9 protein-coding genes are annotated in these 20,477 nt (G+C 35.3%); all 9 read right to left on the reverse strand.

Annotated features, from left to right (window positions below; all coding sequences use genetic code 11):
- Position 1 precedes the first annotated feature (1 nt).
- A complete protein-coding gene (locus tag Q0505_RS09255) occupies positions 2 to 4,321 on the reverse strand; it encodes a DUF4157 domain-containing protein (RefSeq protein WP_299211849.1) in 4,320 nt (1,439 codons plus the stop codon).
- Between the two features lie 57 nt (positions 4,322 to 4,378).
- Positions 4,379 to 5,110, reverse strand: a complete 732-nt coding sequence (locus tag Q0505_RS09260; RefSeq protein ID WP_299211852.1) for a hypothetical protein — start codon at positions 5,108 to 5,110, stop codon at positions 4,379 to 4,381.
- 14 nt (positions 5,111 to 5,124) lie between these two features.
- On the reverse strand, positions 5,125 to 9,216 hold the full coding sequence (locus Q0505_RS09265) for a hypothetical protein (RefSeq protein ID WP_299211855.1): 4,092 nt from the start codon (positions 9,214 to 9,216) through the stop codon (positions 5,125 to 5,127).
- 112 nt (positions 9,217 to 9,328) lie between these two features.
- Complete coding sequence (locus tag Q0505_RS09270) at positions 9,329 to 9,652, reverse strand: hypothetical protein (protein ID WP_299211858.1); 324 nt, start codon at positions 9,650 to 9,652, stop codon at positions 9,329 to 9,331.
- Positions 9,653 to 9,663: 11 nt separating this feature from the next.
- The gene (locus Q0505_RS09275; protein WP_299211861.1) at positions 9,664 to 10,119 is read right to left on the reverse strand and encodes a hypothetical protein; all 456 of its coding nucleotides are present in this window, start codon (positions 10,117 to 10,119) and stop codon (positions 9,664 to 9,666) included.
- Between the two features lie 13 nt (positions 10,120 to 10,132).
- Positions 10,133 to 10,585 (reverse strand): hypothetical protein, encoded by a 453-nt coding sequence (locus Q0505_RS09280; protein WP_299211864.1) that lies wholly within the window; start codon positions 10,583 to 10,585, stop codon positions 10,133 to 10,135.
- Positions 10,586 to 10,692: 107 nt separating this feature from the next.
- On the reverse strand, positions 10,693 to 12,810 hold the full coding sequence (locus Q0505_RS09285) for a DUF4157 domain-containing protein (RefSeq protein WP_299211867.1): 2,118 nt from the start codon (positions 12,808 to 12,810) through the stop codon (positions 10,693 to 10,695).
- A gap of 61 nt (positions 12,811 to 12,871) precedes the next feature.
- Positions 12,872 to 14,710 (reverse strand): contractile injection system tape measure protein, encoded by a 1,839-nt coding sequence (locus tag Q0505_RS09290; protein ID WP_299211869.1) that lies wholly within the window; start codon positions 14,708 to 14,710, stop codon positions 12,872 to 12,874.
- A 1-nt stretch (position 14,711) separates the two neighbouring features.
- Positions 14,712 to 20,474, reverse strand: coding sequence for a PKD domain-containing protein (locus Q0505_RS09295; protein ID WP_299211872.1), 5,763 nt, complete (start codon positions 20,472 to 20,474; stop codon positions 14,712 to 14,714).
- Positions 20,475 to 20,477: the final 3 nt, after the last annotated feature.

The following is a 20,477-nucleotide window of genomic DNA, read 5'->3' on the forward strand; positions in this document are numbered from 1 at the left end:
TTTAAAAAATTATTTTTCTTCTAATTGTATCTAATGTAACTCTTCCTCCAGAACCTGAAATGTTTTCAAGAATTTTAGGATGCAATGTTTCAGCAGAATCAATTTCATCAAATGTGTCTGCATTCCTAGCTGTTATGATTGCATTTGCAGTTTTTTCACTTAACCCAGCATTTACAAAATCTTCTTTTGTTGAAGATGAATAGGCAATAGGGTAACTGATTACTCTCTCATTAGTAACCCTATAATCTTCTGGGCGGTCTCCTATTGGGTTAGGAATATCTGGAGTGCTAATATTATATCTTCCAGAAGATTTTTCTGCCCAGTTCCCATCAACATTCTCAAGTTCAACAGATTGCGCTCTAAGAGATGTTGGAACATATCTTTCTGCTCTTATAATTTCTATAATGGTATCTCTGTTTGCTTCAACATAATCATTTTCTGATGCTTCTACTTGAGTAATTAATGAGGTATTTATGCCTCTATTGTAACTTACCGTTACTACATATCTAAAAGCTTTGAATTCAGGATTACCTTCAGAAGGTAACGCCTCTTTTAAGGGAGCTTCTATTTCGTGTAAATGCCTAGCATTTCCAGAAGAGCTTAATGGAGTTAAATTTTTCCAATCGTCAGGACCGTGTAAATTAGCATTTAAAAGATGCCCATTTCTATAATATTTTTGGCCTCCAGTATTTTTTCTTTGCATAAGTACCTGATTCTCTTGGAAAGGTAAGTTACTAGATTCTGCACCCGTTGTTTTACTTTTTAAATATGTAATACTCATAGAACTTCCAAAACTTCCTATTTTATTACCCCAAACTATATTTTGCTCAGGAATTTCACTTACAGGAGCTGCGTCCATAAATGAGATAGTGACTCTACCCAGTTCATCTAGCTTTTGATCGACTTGAGTTCTATCTTCTTCTGAAACTTCCTCATCAGAGGTTAGACTTGTTACAATTCTATCTACTTCTCTCGCTTTTGCTAAAGCAGCATCTTTTGTTGCAATCATTTCTTCTGTTGGAGATTCAATTCTATTAAAATGTAACATGATAAAATCTTCAAAAACAGTTGGGGTACTTTCTATAATGATTTCATACCCGCCACTACTATTTTGTCTTATATATAATGTATGGTCTTCACCTGATGCTGTATCAATCTCTTCATCAATACCTGTAAATTCTCCACTATTTCTTTCTTCTACTTCTTCGGGTTCTCCTTCTCCCTCATCACTCCCACCTAACCCAAGGGCACTTAAAAAGGCAGTTCCAGCGGCCATAGCTTGCTCTATTAACCAATCAATACCTTCATTAATCATAGCTCGGGTATTCTCGATCATTTCTGCAATTTTCTCACTAATATCTCCTAAGCCTAGTTGTTTTGCTAAAAAAGAAATAGCGACTGGAATACCATCAGCAAGGGCAGTTTCTAAGAAATTGGCTGCGCTTTGTATACTTCCGCGAGCTATATCAGCAATACCCGCTACAAATGAATTGACGATTTCTAAGATTTCTCTTATTTTCTCTATAAAAGAAGTAATAGCATTAAAGGCTGTTTGAACACCTCTGATTACAGGCATAATACCTGTTACATCTAGGAAAGACAGTAACCATCCAATCGCTTGTTGGATTACCCTCTCCTGAATGAAGCCCATAATGCCTTCTTTTATGACATTCCATAAATTGCTTATTTGCCCTTGTATATATTCCCAAATAGCAATAGGACCACGTTCTATCACATCTCTTACAAATGCCCATACGCCCGTAAGGGTATCAAGAACAGATCGTATTTGCTCTACGCGTTCTGGTCCGATTCGTATCGCCAGACGTTCTAAAATATTATCTAGTGTGATTCCTAATACATCCATTGCCATACCTAGTAAGGATCGGATACTTAAATCGGATGGAATTTCAACACCCGCGTCTGCGAGTGTTCCAAATAACCAATTTTGTAATCCACTTAATAAGTGCGTACCTATATTGTTAAGGAATTGAATAAATCCATTTTTAAGTGCATCCATTAAATTAATCAGGAAGGCTACAGGATCATTTTTGATATCTTCAAAAGCAGACATTGCGTTTGCTATAATGTTAGCAATCATATCTGGCGGGATACCCATGATTTCTAAGATCAATTCAATGAGTATTTTAACGACTTTGACTATAAAGGTGAATAATTTGAGGATCGGTTCTCCAAATTGAGCTGTGATTCGTTCAAAAGCAGGAATAGGGTCTACTAGATCATCTATAGTAAATGAATTCCATACTTCTGTAAACAGTTCAATAATATAGGCTGGGGTCATCCCTAACTGGGCAATTAACGCTTCTATTTGTCCTGCAGCTCTTGGAATCACCCCAGATTCTCTTAATTCTTGATACTTTGCTTCACCACCTGGGACAAGTCCCATAAAACCTCTAATGATATTTTGAACAGATCTGAGAACTACTTCACCTGTAAGCGGGTTTTCTTGTATAATAACGGTAAGAAGTGTAAATCCAGGAATTTCGGCAGCATAGTCACTAAGCCATCCTAATAAAGCATTTTTTATAAGGTTAAGTACCTCTATAGCTACCGTACTAGCAAAGTCCCATAATCCTTCTAAAAATGTACCTGCTTGGGTCGCTAGTGAACTAAGACTTTCTAGGATATTTGGTAAATTTTCAGGTTGTATTGCATCCCAAGCAGTATCAATTAAAGTAGTAAGCTGCCCTAATAAAGAAGAAAAGGCGCCCATTTGAGTGTCTAGCCAATCTGCAGTTTCCTGTAAGGTGCCTCTTTCCCTCATCTGTTCAAGCTCGGTTTCTTTCCCGATGAGCATAAGGAAATCTTCTAGAATTTCTACCGTTTCAGCCTGTACCTCTTCATCACGTAAAGGATCATAATGAATTACTTTCTTAAGAAGTGACCACGCTTGGTTTTCTTCTAGGTAAGGCTCAGCAACATCAATAAGCGCCTCTTTTATCCAAGTAAGTAATTGATCTGTAAGAGAAGACACAAATCGTATAACTCGATTTAATAATGTATCGAATTTACGTGTTAAAATCTCTAGGGCATTGGTGTACGGAAATTCTAATTCGTTCCATGCTTCTCCTATTAAATCTAGTAGTGCTGTAGAGCTTAACCCTAACTCATTGAGTTGTCCGCGTATCCAATCAAAAGCTCTTTCCAGAATACCATACTCCTGAAGTTTATCAAAAATAGCAGGCCCAGCTACAGGAATTAATTCTAAGAGTCCTTGTACAAGGTTAATAGCTGTTCTATCTACCCTTTCGTTTGTAATTGGATTATATTCTATAACAACGGTGAATAGGGTATATCCAGGAATTCTTCTGGCAATATCTCTAATTTCATTAACGGCAAGACTTGGTAAATCACTAATGGCAAACCCTTGAACCATGACTGGGGCAGATGATATTTGTAATGGTTTACGTTGAATGTCAGCACCACCTTGTTGTACTGTATGTGTTAATTCATGCGCTAATAAATGTTTTCCAGAATCACTTTCTGGATTGTATTTTCCTTCATTAAAATAAATATCACTTCCATTGGTAAAGGCTTGTGCCCCTAATTGCTGATTCATTTGTACAGCAGTACTATCATTATGGACTCGAACCCCACTAAAATCTGCTCCAAAACCAGATTCCATTTCACTTCTAGTATTAGTATCCAATGGGCTTCCTCCTCCTTTTGAATTTTGTAATGTACTTTCTATAGGATGACTCGTATGACCTTCATCTCCAGAAGCTTGTTTTTGTAACGTCTGAACCTCTTCTTCCTCTTTTTCTTGAATTTCATCTTCTTCTTTCGTTTGTACGTCTTCGTTAGACATTTGCTGTATAATAGAAAGCGTAGGAGGTATATTATGAGAAGTTTCTTTGGTTAGTAATGTGTTTTCAGTAGATGATTCTTGAACCTGCTCTTGGTCAACTTTCATTTGGAGTTCACCTTTTTCAGAAGTATTTTCTTCGGTTTTTTGAACCTCTTCGTCCTCTACTTTTTGTAAGAGCGTATTTTCTTTAAGTTGTACACCAGGAACAATAGTATCTACAACAGGTTGCTGTTGTATTTCTGTTTCTTGAGCCTCTTGTTTTTGAACCTCTTCTTCTGCATTTTTTTGAATGGTAGGTTTTGCGGGAAAGAAAGGAGTAGGAGCCTCATTACTTTTTGCTAGAATCTGATCGGCAGCTTTATCGGCTTCTACTTCATATTTGTCTCCTGGCTTTCCTACATCTAGCTTAGGTTGTATAAAACTAGTGCTTTGTCCAGAGCTAAATAAGCTAAGGCTTTTGGACGGCGTACTATGTTTTTGTGCAACAGAAAACATTCTTAATTAGTATTGAGATTTATTTTTAGAAAACGTATTAATATAATTTTAAATTAGTTATTGATTTTTAAAAAAAAGAGGATCACTTGCTTTGTGAAATTCAAGACCTGTTATTCTTTCTTTTTCTAAAGCGTTTTTTAGTGCTTCTGAAAAGTAGAAAAAGCCATTAGCCCTAGATATTACAGCATATATGTCAAGTTCTTCATTCAAAACAATCTCTTTTTCTTGAATATCTGCTATGACGTAATGTGGAGGAGAATTTTCATTCCCTTTTCTTAATTCTAAGACATCTTCATATTTTGTTACATCTATTGTAGTTGAGGGATCGTATGCGTCAACAAATTTTGAACTTTTATAATCTATATGAATGCTATCTCTTGCAATCAAAAGAAAGTAATAATCAAATACTTCTCCTTTATAAGTAATATGTACGGAAGCGTAATGATGATTTGGGAGTTTAAAGTTTGACAATATTTTTTTTGCTTTTTCAGAAACAAAAAATCCAAAGATTGAGTTTATTTCTGCAGATCTCATAAAGTCATCTAATTGATCGCATATTTGAGGCGCAAAAAAAGCATAAAAATTAAATGTCTTTTTGGGGAGTTTTTGATAGGAAGAGAAATAATCATTATTCTCTGGGAAAAATAATTTTTTATTTAAATCATTTTTTGTCGAATCGTCTACTTTTGAATAGATTTTTCCAGAACTTAATTCATCGTATTTACCCGATGTGTCATTCTTTAATTCAGAAGGTTGAAATTCAAATTTATAATAAGTTACTTCTTTCATTTTTATAAAGTATTTTAAGGGTTTAATTGTTTTTTAAGTGATCCATAAAATTGATTAATATCTAATATACCATCGTCAGCATATTTTCCAGTTTTAAATAATTGATCTATTACCTGATCTGTAGTAAGTTTTCCAATTTCGGTATCTAATTTTTTAGACATTTTTTTTAGAAAATCTGCAGCAAGTTCATTTGAGGCATTTGGAAAATCAGCTTGAAATCTATCTAGTAAATCACTCTGACCTTTTGTATAATTAGGATGACTTGAATGTATTCCTTGAGGTGATGCTGTTGTTACGTCTTTGCCATTAACTTTTTTAGTTCTAACTTCACTACTATAAGTTCGCACTTTTTTACCATTTACATTGGCATGATTAATATCATAACCTCCGCTAACTCCTTTTTGTGTTACAGGATGTTTTAAATTTTCCATGGTAACTAAATGATGAATTTGTTCATCAGCATTTGTTGTTCCAGTAAATGAGGTATTAATTTTATTTCTATCTAAATAGTATTTTTCCCATTGGGTTCCTCTTGCCCATTCTGGCACAGGATCTTTTCCAATTATTTCTGCCTTACGCCACCCTTGACCTGGTGATTTTACTTTATAAGAGCCATCTGGCATTCTTTTCCATTGCGGTGTAGTTAAAGGACTATTTCTGTTATCTGCAACAACTTCTTTATTTGTTCTTAGAAGTCTAAATTTAGGATTAAAAGAAGCCCAAAGTTCTATATACTTTGATACCGATTTAAACCACATTTTATCAAAACCGAACTTAGCTAATATTTTATTTCTAAGATCATCAAATTTCTTTGCTCCTTTGCCTACCACTTTTTTCATATTAACGACCAGCTTAGACCCTTTTATCTTGGATACTCCCTTACGAATAGTTGTTTGTGCAAAACGACGCACCTTTGAAGCTCCCGCTAGCACTTTACGACCAGCTTTAGTACTTTTTATAACCGCTTTGGCAGCTTTTACGATACGTTTAAAGACCTTTGCCATTCCTAAAAGTATTTTGTCAATAAAGAACTCTACTACGATAACAGCTAATGCGGTAGCTAAGGATTCTCCTGCTTTTTTAGTATCTCCAGCCCAAGCAAATTTTACATAATCCCATATATGACCAACAGCTTTATAAACAGCTATAGCTCCAAAAATGACAATCATCGCTTTTACGATAATATCTACGGCAAGTGCAAGTCCAGCACCTCCTGTAAAAAATGCTACAACTCCAGCAGCTAATAGAGCGGCGACAAGTCCAGATATAATCCAAACCTTATATTTATCCCAAAAGATTCCTAAGCCAGTCATCATTTGTTGCCCCATAAATGCGAGCCGTTCTCCTACCCCTAATCGTCCTGTTTTAGTAATTAAAACCTCAGGGCTATTATCTATAATAGGTTGTGCTTTTTCGGTAGTTGGAGCGGGTTGTTCTGCTCCAGCTTCTTGATTAGGTTTGAGCATTTCTCCGAGATAATGATTCAGTTTTTGATCATCAGACATGCTTTTCCAATTGGGTCCAGAACCACTAGTATCTTCTGTTGTATTAGAAATATTTTGTTCTGTGCTTATAGATTCAGGTACTTGCTCCGAAGAAGTATCGGTTATACTGTTAATATCATAACCGCTAGCGTCTATAGCAGAGGCTTGAAACTCTTCTGTCGTAATGGCATTTGCTCCAGCACCACCTAACTCTTTGATCTCTCCATCCTGTAAACTTGAAAGTTGTGCTAATAATTCTGGGCTGAGTTCTACTGCTGGATTAGGTTCTAAAATAATATCATCTTCTGATAAATCTTTTTTTGATAGTATTGCTTGTAGCTGCTCAGGGATTTGTTTTGAAACTTCTTTTCCTTCAGCCACACTGGTTTGTCCAGGTTGAAGCCCCATGGCTTTTGACCAATTTTCTTCTTGCCCTTGTGGCACTTCAAAATTTGGCAATGGTTTTGAAGGATCTCCTCCAATAGATTCTTTAGCGAGGGCTCCAAAAAATGCTCCTGGTGCATACCATGCTCCTTCAACAAGATTCCATAAAAACGCTAATACTTTAAGTAATCCTACTGTAAGGAATTTTAACACATCTAGGAATAGATTAAACATTGCCTGATACGCAGCAAGTATTGCATCAAGAGCAGCGCCTAGTGCATCCAATAACGCGTTAACTGCTTTCTTGAGTCCTTCTGCTAGTTTGTTTACAACAGCTACTGCTTTGTTGACCGCTTTATCAATAGCTGCATTAAATTTATCTCGTAATTTTGGGAATGCAGCAAGAGCTACATTTACAAAAGCTTTTAAGGCTTCTCCAAAAGCTTTTATCAATCCTACAATAGCATCGCGAGCTAGGTCTATAAGTTTATTGGCTAGCTTTTTTGCAGCTTCTATAAGTCCTTTTACTAATTTTCTAAGACCATCAAATAGTGTATTTAAAGCTTTTTTAAGCTTATCAAAGAAATTGCTTACAGCATCGACAGCACGATCCCACCAACTCTTTTTCTTAGATGCTTTCTTGGCTTTTTCTTTCTTAGATTTTGCTTCTTTGTTGGCTGCTGTTACTTTTTTATCTCCTTCCTTTTTTGCTTTTTTGTATTCCTGATCTACTTTTTTATCAGTTTCTTTGGTTTTAGTATCAATATTTTCATCTACTTTTTTTCTTTTCTCAGTAGATTTATTACTGAACTCACTTTTAATATCTTCATTTTCTTTTTTCCAATCGGTACGTTGTTTACTTACTTCTCCTTTGGCTTTTTGTTGTGATGTTTCTTGTTCTTTTTTTACACGCTTGGTTTCTTTATCAATTTTCTTTTCGCTAAGGATATGTTCTTGTTCCTGATCTGTCTCCATTTTTGCAAATGCTTGATCTTGCTTCGCTTTTCCTTGAGCTACTTCTTGATCCATATATGTTTTTGCACTCGTGTCAAAGCTTTGAGCCACTTCTGAGGAGACTTTAGGAACCTCTTTTTCTAAGGCAGCATTCATTTCTATAGAAGATAGCTCTGTAGTAGGACTTAACATTTCAACTTCCATTTCTGGATAAATATCATCTTCACCTCGATATACGTTACTTTCTTTTAAGTTTTTAGATTGATCTTTATCTACGGTAGTGTTTGCAGCTTTTGTGTTTTCTTCATTTTTTGTTGGATTAGCTTGCCCAGTTAAGTCTACTTTTGGAGATGTGCCAGGATTGGTATCTACACTTTCTGATGTAGGTAGATTTTTGATACCACTCTTAATTTTAGACTTTTTATCATCATCACTACCAAATCGACCTATTCCAAAAAGCGCTTTTAATTTTTCTATAAGTGTACTAGGAGGTTGTACATTTTTTTCTTCAACATTTTCTCCTTCTTTTTTTCCTTTTGGAGCTGTATCAGGAAGCGTTTCTTTTTCTCCTTTTAAATTATTTTCTTCTTGCGCTGTTTGTTGTTTTTCTTTTTCAGCTGCTGCCTTTGATTTTAATGGAATTCCAGTAGGCTGCTCTATCTCAGGTAAAGATTCAGTGAGTTTATTTTGTTCACTTTCTTTTGCTTTTAGAGTATCTCGATCTGACTTTTTTACCGCTTTCGCGAAAGCAATAGGAGATTGACTCACGAGAGCATCTGCATATATTTTAGTGTTTTCAGTAGGAAGCTCAACCGCCTCTTTTTCGGCTTCATTTTCTTCTTTCTTATTACCGCCTTCTGTTGAAGCAGAAGATGGTGTTTGAGTAGCTGTTTTTCCCCCAGAAGCTCCTTTTGAGGCCTTACCTCCCTTGATAGGAGAACTAACATCTTTTTTAGAAGGGTTTATATCAGGAGCACTTTCCTTGGAGTGTGCTTCAGGTTTTACAGAATCTGCAACTGCTGGTTGCTGTACTTCAGTTTCTTTTGCATCAGTTTCTTGTGTTTGAATTTCTTCTTCCGATTGTTTTTGAATCGCAGGTGTTGGAGTAAAGAAAGAGGTTGAAGATTCATTATTGTTTATTCCCGTTTGATCTCCTTTTTTTTCTGACTCAAGCGTGTCATCTGCTTTTTCTATGTTGCGTTTAGGTTGGATAAAAGCATTAGCTCCTTTATTCGTTATAATCGAAGGAGAAGAAGCCGTAGTTGTTTTATTTGCAACAAACATGTATAATTTATGACTATATTTAAAGTTCTAGTTTTGTCTGTGTACGCTTTCGCGAAAGCGTACTATACATTACACAGATTAGATATTCAGGTGTATATATAAAGGGTGTTTTTTAATTGGCTAACTCCAAAATCTTTAAAAAAAGACTATCGATAACATTATTTTTAAAGTGTCCTATACTAATCTTGCTCACGCCTGCATTTTGAAGTGTTTTCAATACAAGTAGATCTTTTTGGCTTTGTAGAAGCCAAGCTAATTCTTCTTTATCAATATTTCCTTCTGCAAATAACAAAGCCCATTTTTTGAGTTTTTCTTTAGAGTGTGCTAGATATTTTTCCATATCTACAATGATATCTTTTCCTTGCTCTCCAAATTTTTCTTTGGCTTCTGTAATGATCTCTTCTTTGAGATCGTTGAATAGGTCTTCGAAATTCATACTATTATTTTTTATAGGTTACTTATAAAGTTTGTGACCGCATTCTCATTGGTGGGATCCTTTTTTTCTTCATATTGAATCAGGATATTAAATGCTTCTTCAATTTGTGGTTTTGCTTCTTCTATAAATGCAGCGTTAAGACTGCCTTTTTGCTTCCATAATGCGAGATAGCTTAATACTAGTTTATTGTCATTATTAAGCACTTCCCACATTTTTTGGGTAATCTCATTTTTACCTTTGCCTGTTTCATAAATGAGCATTTTTTGTAAGTCATTTTTTAAAGCAATCACTTCATTTTCATGTGATGAAAACGCAGTGTCAGATTTATCCATGAGGCTTAATGTCTGAAGCTTTATCTCAATGGTTTCCGTATTGGTGTAGTGGTCATACAAAGAGCTTGTACTTGTGCAACTGGTTATGGTTGTGACCGTACAGAGAAGAATGATGTAAATTTTTAGTGTTTTCATGAGTAGTATGGTTTTAATCTTTAGAAATAAATATTTTATTGGAGTAGTATTTGTTTTTGGCTAAAGATTCATCTAGCGGCAGTGATTCTGTAGGGTCATAGACAGCTTGAATTTCGTAAGGTTTATTTGGAAACTCATACCAGTCTTTTAATAAAAAATCTGTTGTAAATGTTTGCCCTGGTTGTAGCCATTCAAAGTCGTTATTTGTAGTTTTTTCACGGCTATAGAAAACGGTATTTTTAGCAATATTTTCTTCAGAATTATTTTTAGTAATACGAAGATATACTTCTCTATTATCTGTATTTTCATAACCTATAGACAATCTTTTAACTAACTTAACTGGAGCTAATCCTTGGTTTTTTATAGTAAAAAATAACTTCGGAGTGGTATAGCTATTTGTAGTTATATAATCAATATGTATATGTACATCTAGATTTTCTTGTATGCTATTATTCTGATCAGTCATATCTGTTGTTTTAGTATCCTTATCTGTTTTACTTTTAGAAGAGCATGCGATAATAAAAATGAGAATTATCGAAAATGCTAAAAACATATTCTTTTTTATATACATAATTAATTTGGTGGGTTTATTGCAACATATTGAGCTCTTAATGGAGCATTTGCTAGTCTTTGGGCTGGTGTTCCTCCATCTATTCTTCGTAATACTTCCCTCCTCACTGCAAAGAATTTCCTTCTAAATTTTCTTTGATTATTTACCGGCATGGCATTCCAATTAATGATACACCTTGTTGCATCATCTATAAATGCATCGTGATTTGCGTTTTGAGGATCAAGCGTATCATCAGGTAGATTAACACTTAGAATTTCTACGGATTCAGCCAAGAATTCGTGAGTAGGAACATCTGCTAGTCCTTGTTTTAATAATTTGACATGCTCCAGTTCATGTGCAATGTTTAATACAGCTCCTGCAAAAGGAAGTGTCATTCCAGATGGTCCTACTCTTATTCTAACGGGTTCATTAGGCCTATTATCTGTTGCAGCCAAAGCAGCTACTGTAGGGTCAAAAAATATTTGTAATAAATTATCATCGTCAACTAAATTATAATAGTCTATTAGTAATCGTATAGCTGAGTTAAAGTTGCCATTTGCTACAATTTGATCATAAAATTCTTCGGTTGTCTCATCACCAACTTTGCCATCTATAGTTAGACCTGCAAGGCTTTGTGCTTCTGCGATAAACTGTACTGTTTGTGCATCTATAATACCTGTTGCAGTTGCTCCTGTTAATCCTTGAATAGCTCTGATGCTTCTTTCATCTGTATATTTTCTTCTGGTATAACTGATGGCTTTTCTTACGTCACTTGCAGAAAGTCTATTTGGAACTAATATAGGACCCACTACAGCTGGAGCTGGTCTAGCTAATTCACCTTGAATCGTATTTCTTAATATCAAAGCACTTCCAAATGCAAAATCAGATAAATTAATAACTCTTAATCCTCCAGGTTCAAAATCAGTACGTGCAGGGATAATTCTGAAATTGGCAAAATCAAGTGTAATTGCAGCGGCATCAAATCGAAATGCAAGAGTATCTGGAGACGCTATATTATAAAAATCGAGAACTAGTTGAATAGCATGTTCATGTCTATTAACCCCAGCGGCGACTCGATTTTGAACCATTCTATCCAATGTAATTTGATTTACAATTCCATCATCATTAATCCCTTGAGCTGTTTGAAAGTTAGAGATCGCGGTAGCTGTAAGCGGGCCTAAAGCTCCGTCTACTGCCGTTCCAGTAATAATCTGTAAAACCCTAACACTTTTTCTATCAAAAGTAGCTCTTCCGCTTGCTATAGCAGCCCTTTCTTCGGCAGGAGTTAATGCTCTGCGCTGTACAGCCTTACTCCTTTGATTAGAAATAGAAGAAGAATCGTTTTTTTGGGTATTCTCTTTTCTTGGTGCGGCAGCACCCTGCTGTATGGTATGGGTAAGCTCATGTGCTAGTAAATGTTTTCCTTCTTTGGACTCAGGATCGTATTTACCTTTATTAAAATATACGTCATTTCCATGTGTAAACGCTTGCGCGCCTATACCTTGACTCATTTGTGCTGCTTCACTGTCATTATGAATATTTACGTTACTAAAATCGGCACCAAAGCCAGACTCCATTTCAGTTTGTGTAGTAGAGTCCATTTTAGAACCACCACTTCCTTTACGTAGTTTCCCTTCTATATTTGAGTTTGTTGTAGGGGTATTTGCTTTTTTTGTTTGTACTTCCTCTTCTTCCATAGCTTGGACAGGCTCTTCTTCTTTCATAGCTTGGACAGGCTCTTCTTCTTCCATGGCTTGAACGGGTTCTTCTTCTTCCATGGCTTGGACGGGTTCTTCTTCTTCCATGGCTTGGACGGGTTCTTCCTCCTCCATAGCTTGGACGGGTTCTTCCTCTTCCATTTTTTGAACAGGTGCTTCTTCTTCCGCGTTTTCCATCTTTTGTACTAAAGGGGTTACGCTCGCCGCGAGTGGTTTTTGTTGTACTTCTTCTTCACCTTCCATTTTCTGAACCGCATCTCCACCTCCCGTTTTGTTGACGACCTGATCTGCCATACGATCTGCTTCTACTTCATATTTGTCTCCAGGGGTACCCATAGCCAATTTTGGCTGTACTTTTGGTTTAAAAAATGAATCTCCGCCTACGACTTGATTTGGCGGTAATTTTGATTGTCTCCGTCTCATAATCCTTTGCTGTTTATAGTCTGCGTTTCCCTTTTATAGTTTTGATGTATTGATTGGTATATTACCAATTGGTATACACCAAATGATCCAACCATGGGAGTCTACATATCCCAATACCCCACGGAAGTTTATCTACCAAAATATCTTGTGTTTTTCGTTCGATGACAATTTTGGGATTGTCTTCTTTAAAACTTAATGTACCTGCTCTTTGTAAAAACTCATGGCGTATTAAATCTGGAGATGCGTTATTAAGCACTCCCCAGTTTTCAATAACAGATTCTAGTAACTCTTCTGCTTGTTGCTTTATCGTATCAGATAATTGAATGTGTCTTTGTATGGACGATTTTACAGGAATACCACAAAGAAATTTTTCAAACAACATCTGACTTTCTAATTGTTGCTCTTTTTTTGTTGCTAGATAATGTAATGCATGAACAGCCATTTCTGGATCTGTTAGGGTATTTGTGTCATCTAAAATCTGACAATTATAAAAAAATTGCTTTAAGTAAGGGTGTAGAATGATAAGCCCAGCATTGAGGACATAATAGGAACCTGTATTGCTAAGAAATACCTCTTCTTGTTGTGAGGTGATTTCTTTTATAGAGGTATCTATAGTAGAGGGATCCCTAGATTCTTGGTCGAATTGAGTTATAAATTCTTCATATTGCTGCGCTACCTTTTCTTGTGATGTATCTATATGCCAATCTGTCTCTTCTTTTTCTTTTGGAATTTCTGAGAGATTTTTAGTCGCATCATTCTTATCGTTAGAAGAAGTGGTTCTTTTTTCTTTAAGTGTAGTGATTTCTTTTTCAGTAGTTTCACTTTCCTTGACAGTTGTTTTTTCTTGATCTTTTTCTATGTGTTTTGAAGTAATCTTATTAGGGACAGGTGCTTCATCACTTCTTTGTTCTTTCGGTTGTGTTTCCTTTTGTTTTTTGAAACTTGGTGAGGCACTAGTAACTGACTGTAAAATAGCGTTTGCTTCTTTAGAGAGTCCTAGGGTATCAAACACTGTGATCAATTGTGACACTAGTGTTTCTTTCTGTTGAGGGGTGTTATTGCCTTTTTTTTGTAAGACAGCAACGGTCTCTGTTTTTGTGATTTTAAATCCCTGTTGAATGAGGGTTAAGACCGCTTTCGCGAAAGCGTACACACGCACATCTTGAATGGAAGTACTTTTTATAAGAACCGAAGAAAGTTTTTCTATAAGAACGGTTATATTTTTGGATTGTAAATAGCTAATGACCTCATTCCATATAAAGTCTCTGGATATTGTACTTAATGATGTAAGTGAGTTTATAAAATCATCCTGAAGTATAGCACCCTCTTTTGTATGTTTAAAAGTAGCGGTAAGCAGGATTTGTAACTCTTGATCTGTAAATTGCTGGATGCATCTTTTTTTACAAACAGGTTTTTGGAGTAATTGTATATATGTGTTTGAAAATGAGTTGCTAGAAGCTATTTCTGTCATTTCTTCTCCTGTGAATTGGATAGATTCACTTGATGTCTTCCACCATGGGGTATATCCATTTTCTATGAAAAATAACAAGGATCGCGCTTGATGCTCTTGCGTATTTATGAGTATGACCTCATCTGTTGCTTGAGAAGACGATTTTAAAATAGCATCTATCTTTTGAACCAGTTTTTCTTTCGTATCTTTTTTTAAGGCGTTAAAATTATCCTGACTATTAACTTTAATATCCAGTGTGAGTTGTGGGATTTGTACAATCTCGGCGGGTAATTGTTGTTCTATGCTTTTAAAATAATTTTCTAGATACGGAAGAATATCATTCTTTAAGAACATTCCAAGACGATCCTTGAGGTCATTACCAACAGCTGTACTATTGGTATCAACCTCAAGGAATACCTTGTTTATGATATGTTCTTGTTCTAGGATCATCCTATATAGGTGCTATAAGTGCTATAAAATCTTCTATACGTTGTCTTGTGTAATCGGCTAATGATTCATTTTCCAAACATTGCATTAAGAACTCTCTTAGAGTACCTTCAAGCTTGTCTGGTTCTGGATCGCCTACATCAAATTTTGTATTTTGAAGTGTACCGAGAGCTGTTTTAATAGCATCCATAATTGGATTTAAAGTAGCCATATCTGCTTCTGTTAAATCTTTTTGACAGTGAAGAATATGAATTATGAGTCTAATTTGTACCCTCAAGTATTTTGTAAAAAATTCAATGGCATCAGGTTTACTTTCTTGCAATAATCTATTAGCTGTCTCTTCAATAGTGTTAGATAACATTTCGTCTAGCTGTCCATTATTATCACCTGCAATATATTTGCTTATTTCTGCAATAACGGTTCCGTAGGCTTGTTTGGTAGGACGAACTACAAAATCACCAATTTCTCCATCTGGGATAGGATCATTTTGTATCGTTATCCCATCAGTTCTAATCCCTATGTCTACTACCTCATTACAATTTCTAGGTTCTCCATTACTTAGGATTACAATGACTTCTGTTACATCCGTTGTAAAATCATCACAACTATTACCAGAGACTGTTAATACTGCATTTACAGAAAAGGTGTTGGATTCTATTTGTTCTGCAGTTAGCGTAAATGGCACAGAAGGATTTTCTTCTTCAACTTTTGGTCTTCCTTCAAATTCCCAGATTAATGTTGTACCAGGATACAAACTTGTATTGTAATTTACAGCTGTAAATGTGATGGTAATTTCTTCCTGACCATCAACTAGTTGAATGTTTGTAGGTGACCAATTAAAATTGATGTTTACAGGCTTTCTTCGTACAATTAAGGTTTCTGAAACAGTAGGATCTTCATTTACAACAAATCGGATAGGTGTATTAAACCTATTGAAAGCAGTAGTAAGTCGTATTGTTTTTGCTGTACGGTTAATAGAAATACCTGTGGCGTTACCTTCTACTGAAATATCTGTATTTGGAGATAGTGTATATTCAGTTACAACAGAACTTGTTCCAGCCTCAAAACAAACGTCATTATTCCCTAAATTAAACGTAATATCTGGATCTGTAATTTCTATAGTTATTGTTTCTGTTGGCACTGTCACCGCTTCGCAAGAAGAAGTAGTTAGGACAAGTGATACACCAAAAGATACAGGTCCTGATGGATTGGCTGGTATGGTGTATTGATGTGAGGGATTTAACTCATTGGAGTTTGTTCCGTCTCCAAAATTCCAATTAGGTGTCACTTCCGTTTGTTGTTGATCTGTAAGTTCTTCAACAGAGAAATTTACTGTGACTGTTGTGGTTCCTCTTTCTACAGAAATTGGATTTGGAGACCAATTTATAACAGCATTTGTAGGACGCTCTCTTACGATTAATTCTTGTCCATCTATTACTTCACCGTCTATAACAAATCGTATAGGTGTTCCGTAGGAATTAAATTGGTTGTACTGTATGTTTATAGTGTCAGTTAATACCGAAACTCCTGGAATATTACCTTCAACGGTCATAGGAGCAATAGGAGTGACCTGAAACCCTACATCTACAAATCCTATTTCTTGATCAATACATACTTCATTTTGATCTAGTTCAAGTGTATGATTTACATCCGTAATGGTGATATCTATATTTTTTCTAATCTGTACAAAGCCACACGGACCGCCTTCTATAGCGAGTACAACTGGGAATGTATGTGTTCCAGGTTCTAAATTTGAGGTGTTATATTCATGGGTTGTATCAATTTCACTAGAGAATTCTCCATCTCCAAAATCCCAGTTAAAGCCTAATTCTTCTTTTTGCTCATCTGTTAAACCTATCACTTCAAAAGTGATAAGAACTGTCTCTGTTCCTTCAGGCACAGATGGGTTTTCTGGTTCACAGGTAAAGTTTGCAAAATCCCCTTTATTTAAGATGGTTATCACAGGAGTGGCCTGCGCTTCTCCGTTTACCGAGAATGTAATAGGCGTATTGTATGAAGAAAATAGTATAGGATTTATTAGTATGACACCATCAGGATCAATGCTGATTCCGTCTATCTCTCCATTTACCGTAACTGTAGCATTTTGGGGTTGTACATTAAACGGTATTCTTAACTCTCGACCATCTTCCTCAGGATCTACACAACGTGGTAAATCATCTACAGTTAAACTTACAACAGGGTCTTGAAATGTAATTCCTTCTAGGATTACTTCACTAGGACAAAGTTCATTAGTCACAGTAAGTCTTGGGAATACGGTATTATTTGGTACAATAGGAAGTGTGTAGGTGTGACTTACAATACCATCTGAATCGGGTCTTTCTTGAACAATTGGAGACTCATCTCCAAAATCCCAAGCAAATACACTATTTGCATTAACAGCAGTTCCAGATACTTCAAAAAATACTTCTACTTCAGTTCTTGCATCATTATAGATGAAATTTTCTTCTACGACCGTAACAATAGGTTGAGGTTTTTGATACACAGTAATAACCGCAGTTGTTTCCTCATCATTAACGGTAAATCTAAGGGCTGTTCCGTATAAACTTGGATCAAGAATCGTAGCGTCAAATACGTAAGCCCCTTCATCATTTTGAACGACTCCGCCAGAGATCTCTCCTTCTACAATCGCTTTTACTTCTCCATCTGTAGGAGATACTGTAAATGGAATTGGAGTCGTACTATCATCCAAACAAATAAATGGTGTAGGAAGACTTAAAGATACAGGCTCTTTAGGAACAATAAAATTAATTGATGCACAATCAGAACAGCACAAGTACGGCAATGCAAAATCTGCAATGACTGTATTTCTTGTTGTTAAATTTCTTGTGATAATTTCATTTTCGTTAAAAAAGATCTTTTTATTCGTTTTTACAATTGCTGGGTCAGTAAATTGTATATAATTTTCTTCTTTTCTAATTTTTTGATCTAGTATATCTATAATAAGTTTTGTGTCTTTAGCTGTAGCTCTACATTTTTTTGATACACCAGCGATACGCCAGATATTATTGAAAAAATCAGCGAGATTGGATACTGTTCTTTCAAGAGTTTCTCCAATCAGCACGATTTGATTTCTTATAATTCTAGTTTCTCTAGTAAGTTCGTTAAGAAATATAAACTGTGTACTTATTCTATCATCCCAAAGTTTGATAATACCTACGTTGTTATTAAAAGGATTATCAGTACGTTTATCTATAGTGCGATCACCGATAGTTCTATCAATGGGGGTGTCATTAATAGGTTTGTCAATAATAATATCATCTACCCTTGGTTGTTCTACAAAGTTTAACTCCAAACGTACGGGTTGATAGGCAGATCTGTCTTCTGCATCTTCTGTTAAGTATGCCATCACAAAAGTACCTCCTACAGGAACACCCGCGTAATGTCTAAGACCAGGATGTTTTTTAACAAACTCAGAGAGTTGTAGCTGTTTTATAATTTCTTGCTTTCTTGTTTCAATTTCATTGAGAAGAATCGTTAGCTTTTCTCCAGAACAGCATACAAATGAAAGTTGATTGATTAAGAGTCCTAAAATATCTTTTAATGTATCGTCTAGATCAATTGTTTGATAGGTGACTTTTAGAGCTCTTACAAGTCCACACACCTCTTCTAACGTTAGTTCATACGTATCAATATTGCCCGTATCAATTTCAGAAATAGATTGTGGTATTCTTTCAGAAAGGATATAGGTGACAGATAAAAGGTCAACAACATCATTGTATATAAAATCACGAACCTCTGGTTTGGCAATCCATTCATCAGTAGAAAGGAATGCTTCTAATTTTGATTTTGTAGCATTTTTAATATCATTTGCAGAGCCTTTTTTATTTTCTTCAATGGCCTCCTTCATGTAACGACCTATTGTTTTCTCTTCTACCGTGAGGCTTTCATCAATTATATTTTTTTCATAGGATGTGCGTATTTGCTTAGCCACACGTAATTGTTCGTCAGTAGATAAAATACGTTGACTATCAACTTTAACAGTCTCTCTAGCGTTGACTTCTGAGACCTTATCTTTGATGATATCTTCGTTAGTTATTACTCTACCAATAACTTTTCTACCTTGTGTATATTCAACTTCTTTTATGTTTCCTCCCACTTTGTCAGTTGTAAATCCTGAGAAGAAACTAGCCATAGACGCCAGAATGCATTCCTGTTCAGTCGTCCATGCTTTTAATAGTACACTGAGGTCTTCAAACTCACAACGATACTCTCCTAATTCAATGTCTTTAGTAGTTGGATTGATAGACAATGCTTTTACATCAAAGCTTAACCCATATTCCTCTTTCAAAAAAAGCACTCGATCTAATGCATCTCTATATGATTTCCCTTGGATTCCTTCTATTCTTAAAAAGTTATAATTATCTATATCATAGAGAAGGGGTTTCTGAATAGATAATGAAGAGGAAAGATTTGTTGTATGATAACTTAAATTGGAAGTTTGTATAAAATTTTGAAATTTATCAAAACTCCAATGATTTAAAAACTTGTCGGTTACTTGGTAGTAAAAAGGGATTGTTTTACGACTCAATGCACCTTCTAGTGTTGATGGTGTTATTTTTATTTCCTCCCCTTTTTCTACCTTTAGGTAATTATTTACTATATAGGATACCCTGCTTAATAAACTTTGTACACTTTTTAGGTTTGTGTCTTCATGACCAACGATAGGAGATTTGTAGAAACGATGTCTTAACGATTTGTAATGTGTTTGACTCTCTTTTAATCTTCCTAATAATAAATGCTTAGGGAATGATCCAATGGAAGGGCAACAGTGTACATTAAGGTGCAAGAGTAATTTTTTGATTTCTGTATAGGTATCTACCAGATCTTTTAACACGTCGTATCGATATTGAAAATCAGTAGGAACCGCAGAAGGGCTTATGTCAAAAAGTGATGAAATACTTGATGATATACTACTTTTTCCAAACTTTTGTAAGATGGCATCTAACCCAAGACCTAGGTCAGCCAATGTATCATTATCCTTTATAAGCTTATAATAATTTTGCTTTAAAGTTATATAATCTTTTGTATTGTTATATGTAAGGATATCTCTTCGCACCCCTATTTCTGGTAAGGCAAGGTAATATTCATACCAGTCATGTTTGTTGTAAACAGGATCATATCCTGTAATGGTCTTTGCATCATCACTAGATACTAGTAATACACGTAACCTAGCCACTTGCTCTATGCCCTGATTATCACAATCTAAAGCAGTACATAAATCACCTTGTTTAGGGTAGTTTTCTAAATATAATAACACAACCTTATCGTCCAATGTTGCTTGTGATAAAGTGTTTAAGTTAGCGTACGAAGTATTTGTGAGATCTATGTCTTCTCCTGGAAAAATCTCTAAGAGTTCTATTTGATCTTCACCACTAAAAAAAGGAGTGTATTTTGCATTACTATCCTCAAAATTTCTATAATGAGTATAGGTTTTAAAAGCATCTTGTACAAGCTGAAAACCTTGACTAATCACTTGTCCTTCAACAGGTTTTTTAGGCTCTACGAGCGCCAGTAAATCACCATCAGTAGTGACGCCGTATCCTTTGGTTATATAAATTTCTCTCTTAGAGGTATTGTATGTTACATCAAAGCCACATACAATGCCAACACCACTTAAACTTATCCTAGATAAGTGATCTTGATCTTCAAAATATTCTAAGAATTGATTTAGTTGTCCTTTTGTCAGGACTTGATTATCACTAAATTTACTATACTGAGTCGTTATGGTAGTTAGCTTTGTGTTCATCCT

Origin of the sequence: uncultured Dokdonia sp. (assembly GCF_937910895.1) — a bacterium.
In the GTDB taxonomy this organism is placed as follows: domain Bacteria; phylum Bacteroidota; class Bacteroidia; order Flavobacteriales; family Flavobacteriaceae; genus Dokdonia.

What these genes read in the sequence shown, in the direction of transcription:
- Q0505_RS09255 (WP_299211849.1), bottom strand. Translation starts at nt 4,321, where the DNA reads ATGTTTTCTGTTGCACAAAAACATAGTACGCCGTCCAAAAGCCTTAGC.
- Q0505_RS09260 (WP_299211852.1), bottom strand. Translation starts at nt 5,110, where the DNA reads ATGAAAGAAGTAACTTATTATAAATTTGAATTTCAACCTTCTGAATTA.
- Q0505_RS09265 (WP_299211855.1), bottom strand. Translation starts at nt 9,216, where the DNA reads ATGTTTGTTGCAAATAAAACAACTACGGCTTCTTCTCCTTCGATTATA.
- Q0505_RS09270 (WP_299211858.1), bottom strand. Translation starts at nt 9,652, where the DNA reads ATGAATTTCGAAGACCTATTCAACGATCTCAAAGAAGAGATCATTACA.
- Q0505_RS09275 (WP_299211861.1), bottom strand. Translation starts at nt 10,119, where the DNA reads ATGAAAACACTAAAAATTTACATCATTCTTCTCTGTACGGTCACAACC.
- Q0505_RS09280 (WP_299211864.1), bottom strand. Translation starts at nt 10,585, where the DNA reads ATGACTGATCAGAATAATAGCATACAAGAAAATCTAGATGTACATATA.
- Q0505_RS09285 (WP_299211867.1), bottom strand. Translation starts at nt 12,810, where the DNA reads ATGAGACGGAGACAATCAAAATTACCGCCAAATCAAGTCGTAGGCGGA.
- Q0505_RS09290 (WP_299211869.1), bottom strand. Translation starts at nt 14,710, where the DNA reads ATGATCCTAGAACAAGAACATATCATAAACAAGGTATTCCTTGAGGTT.
- Q0505_RS09295 (WP_299211872.1), bottom strand. Translation starts at nt 20,474, where the DNA reads ATGAACACAAAGCTAACTACCATAACGACTCAGTATAGTAAATTTAGT.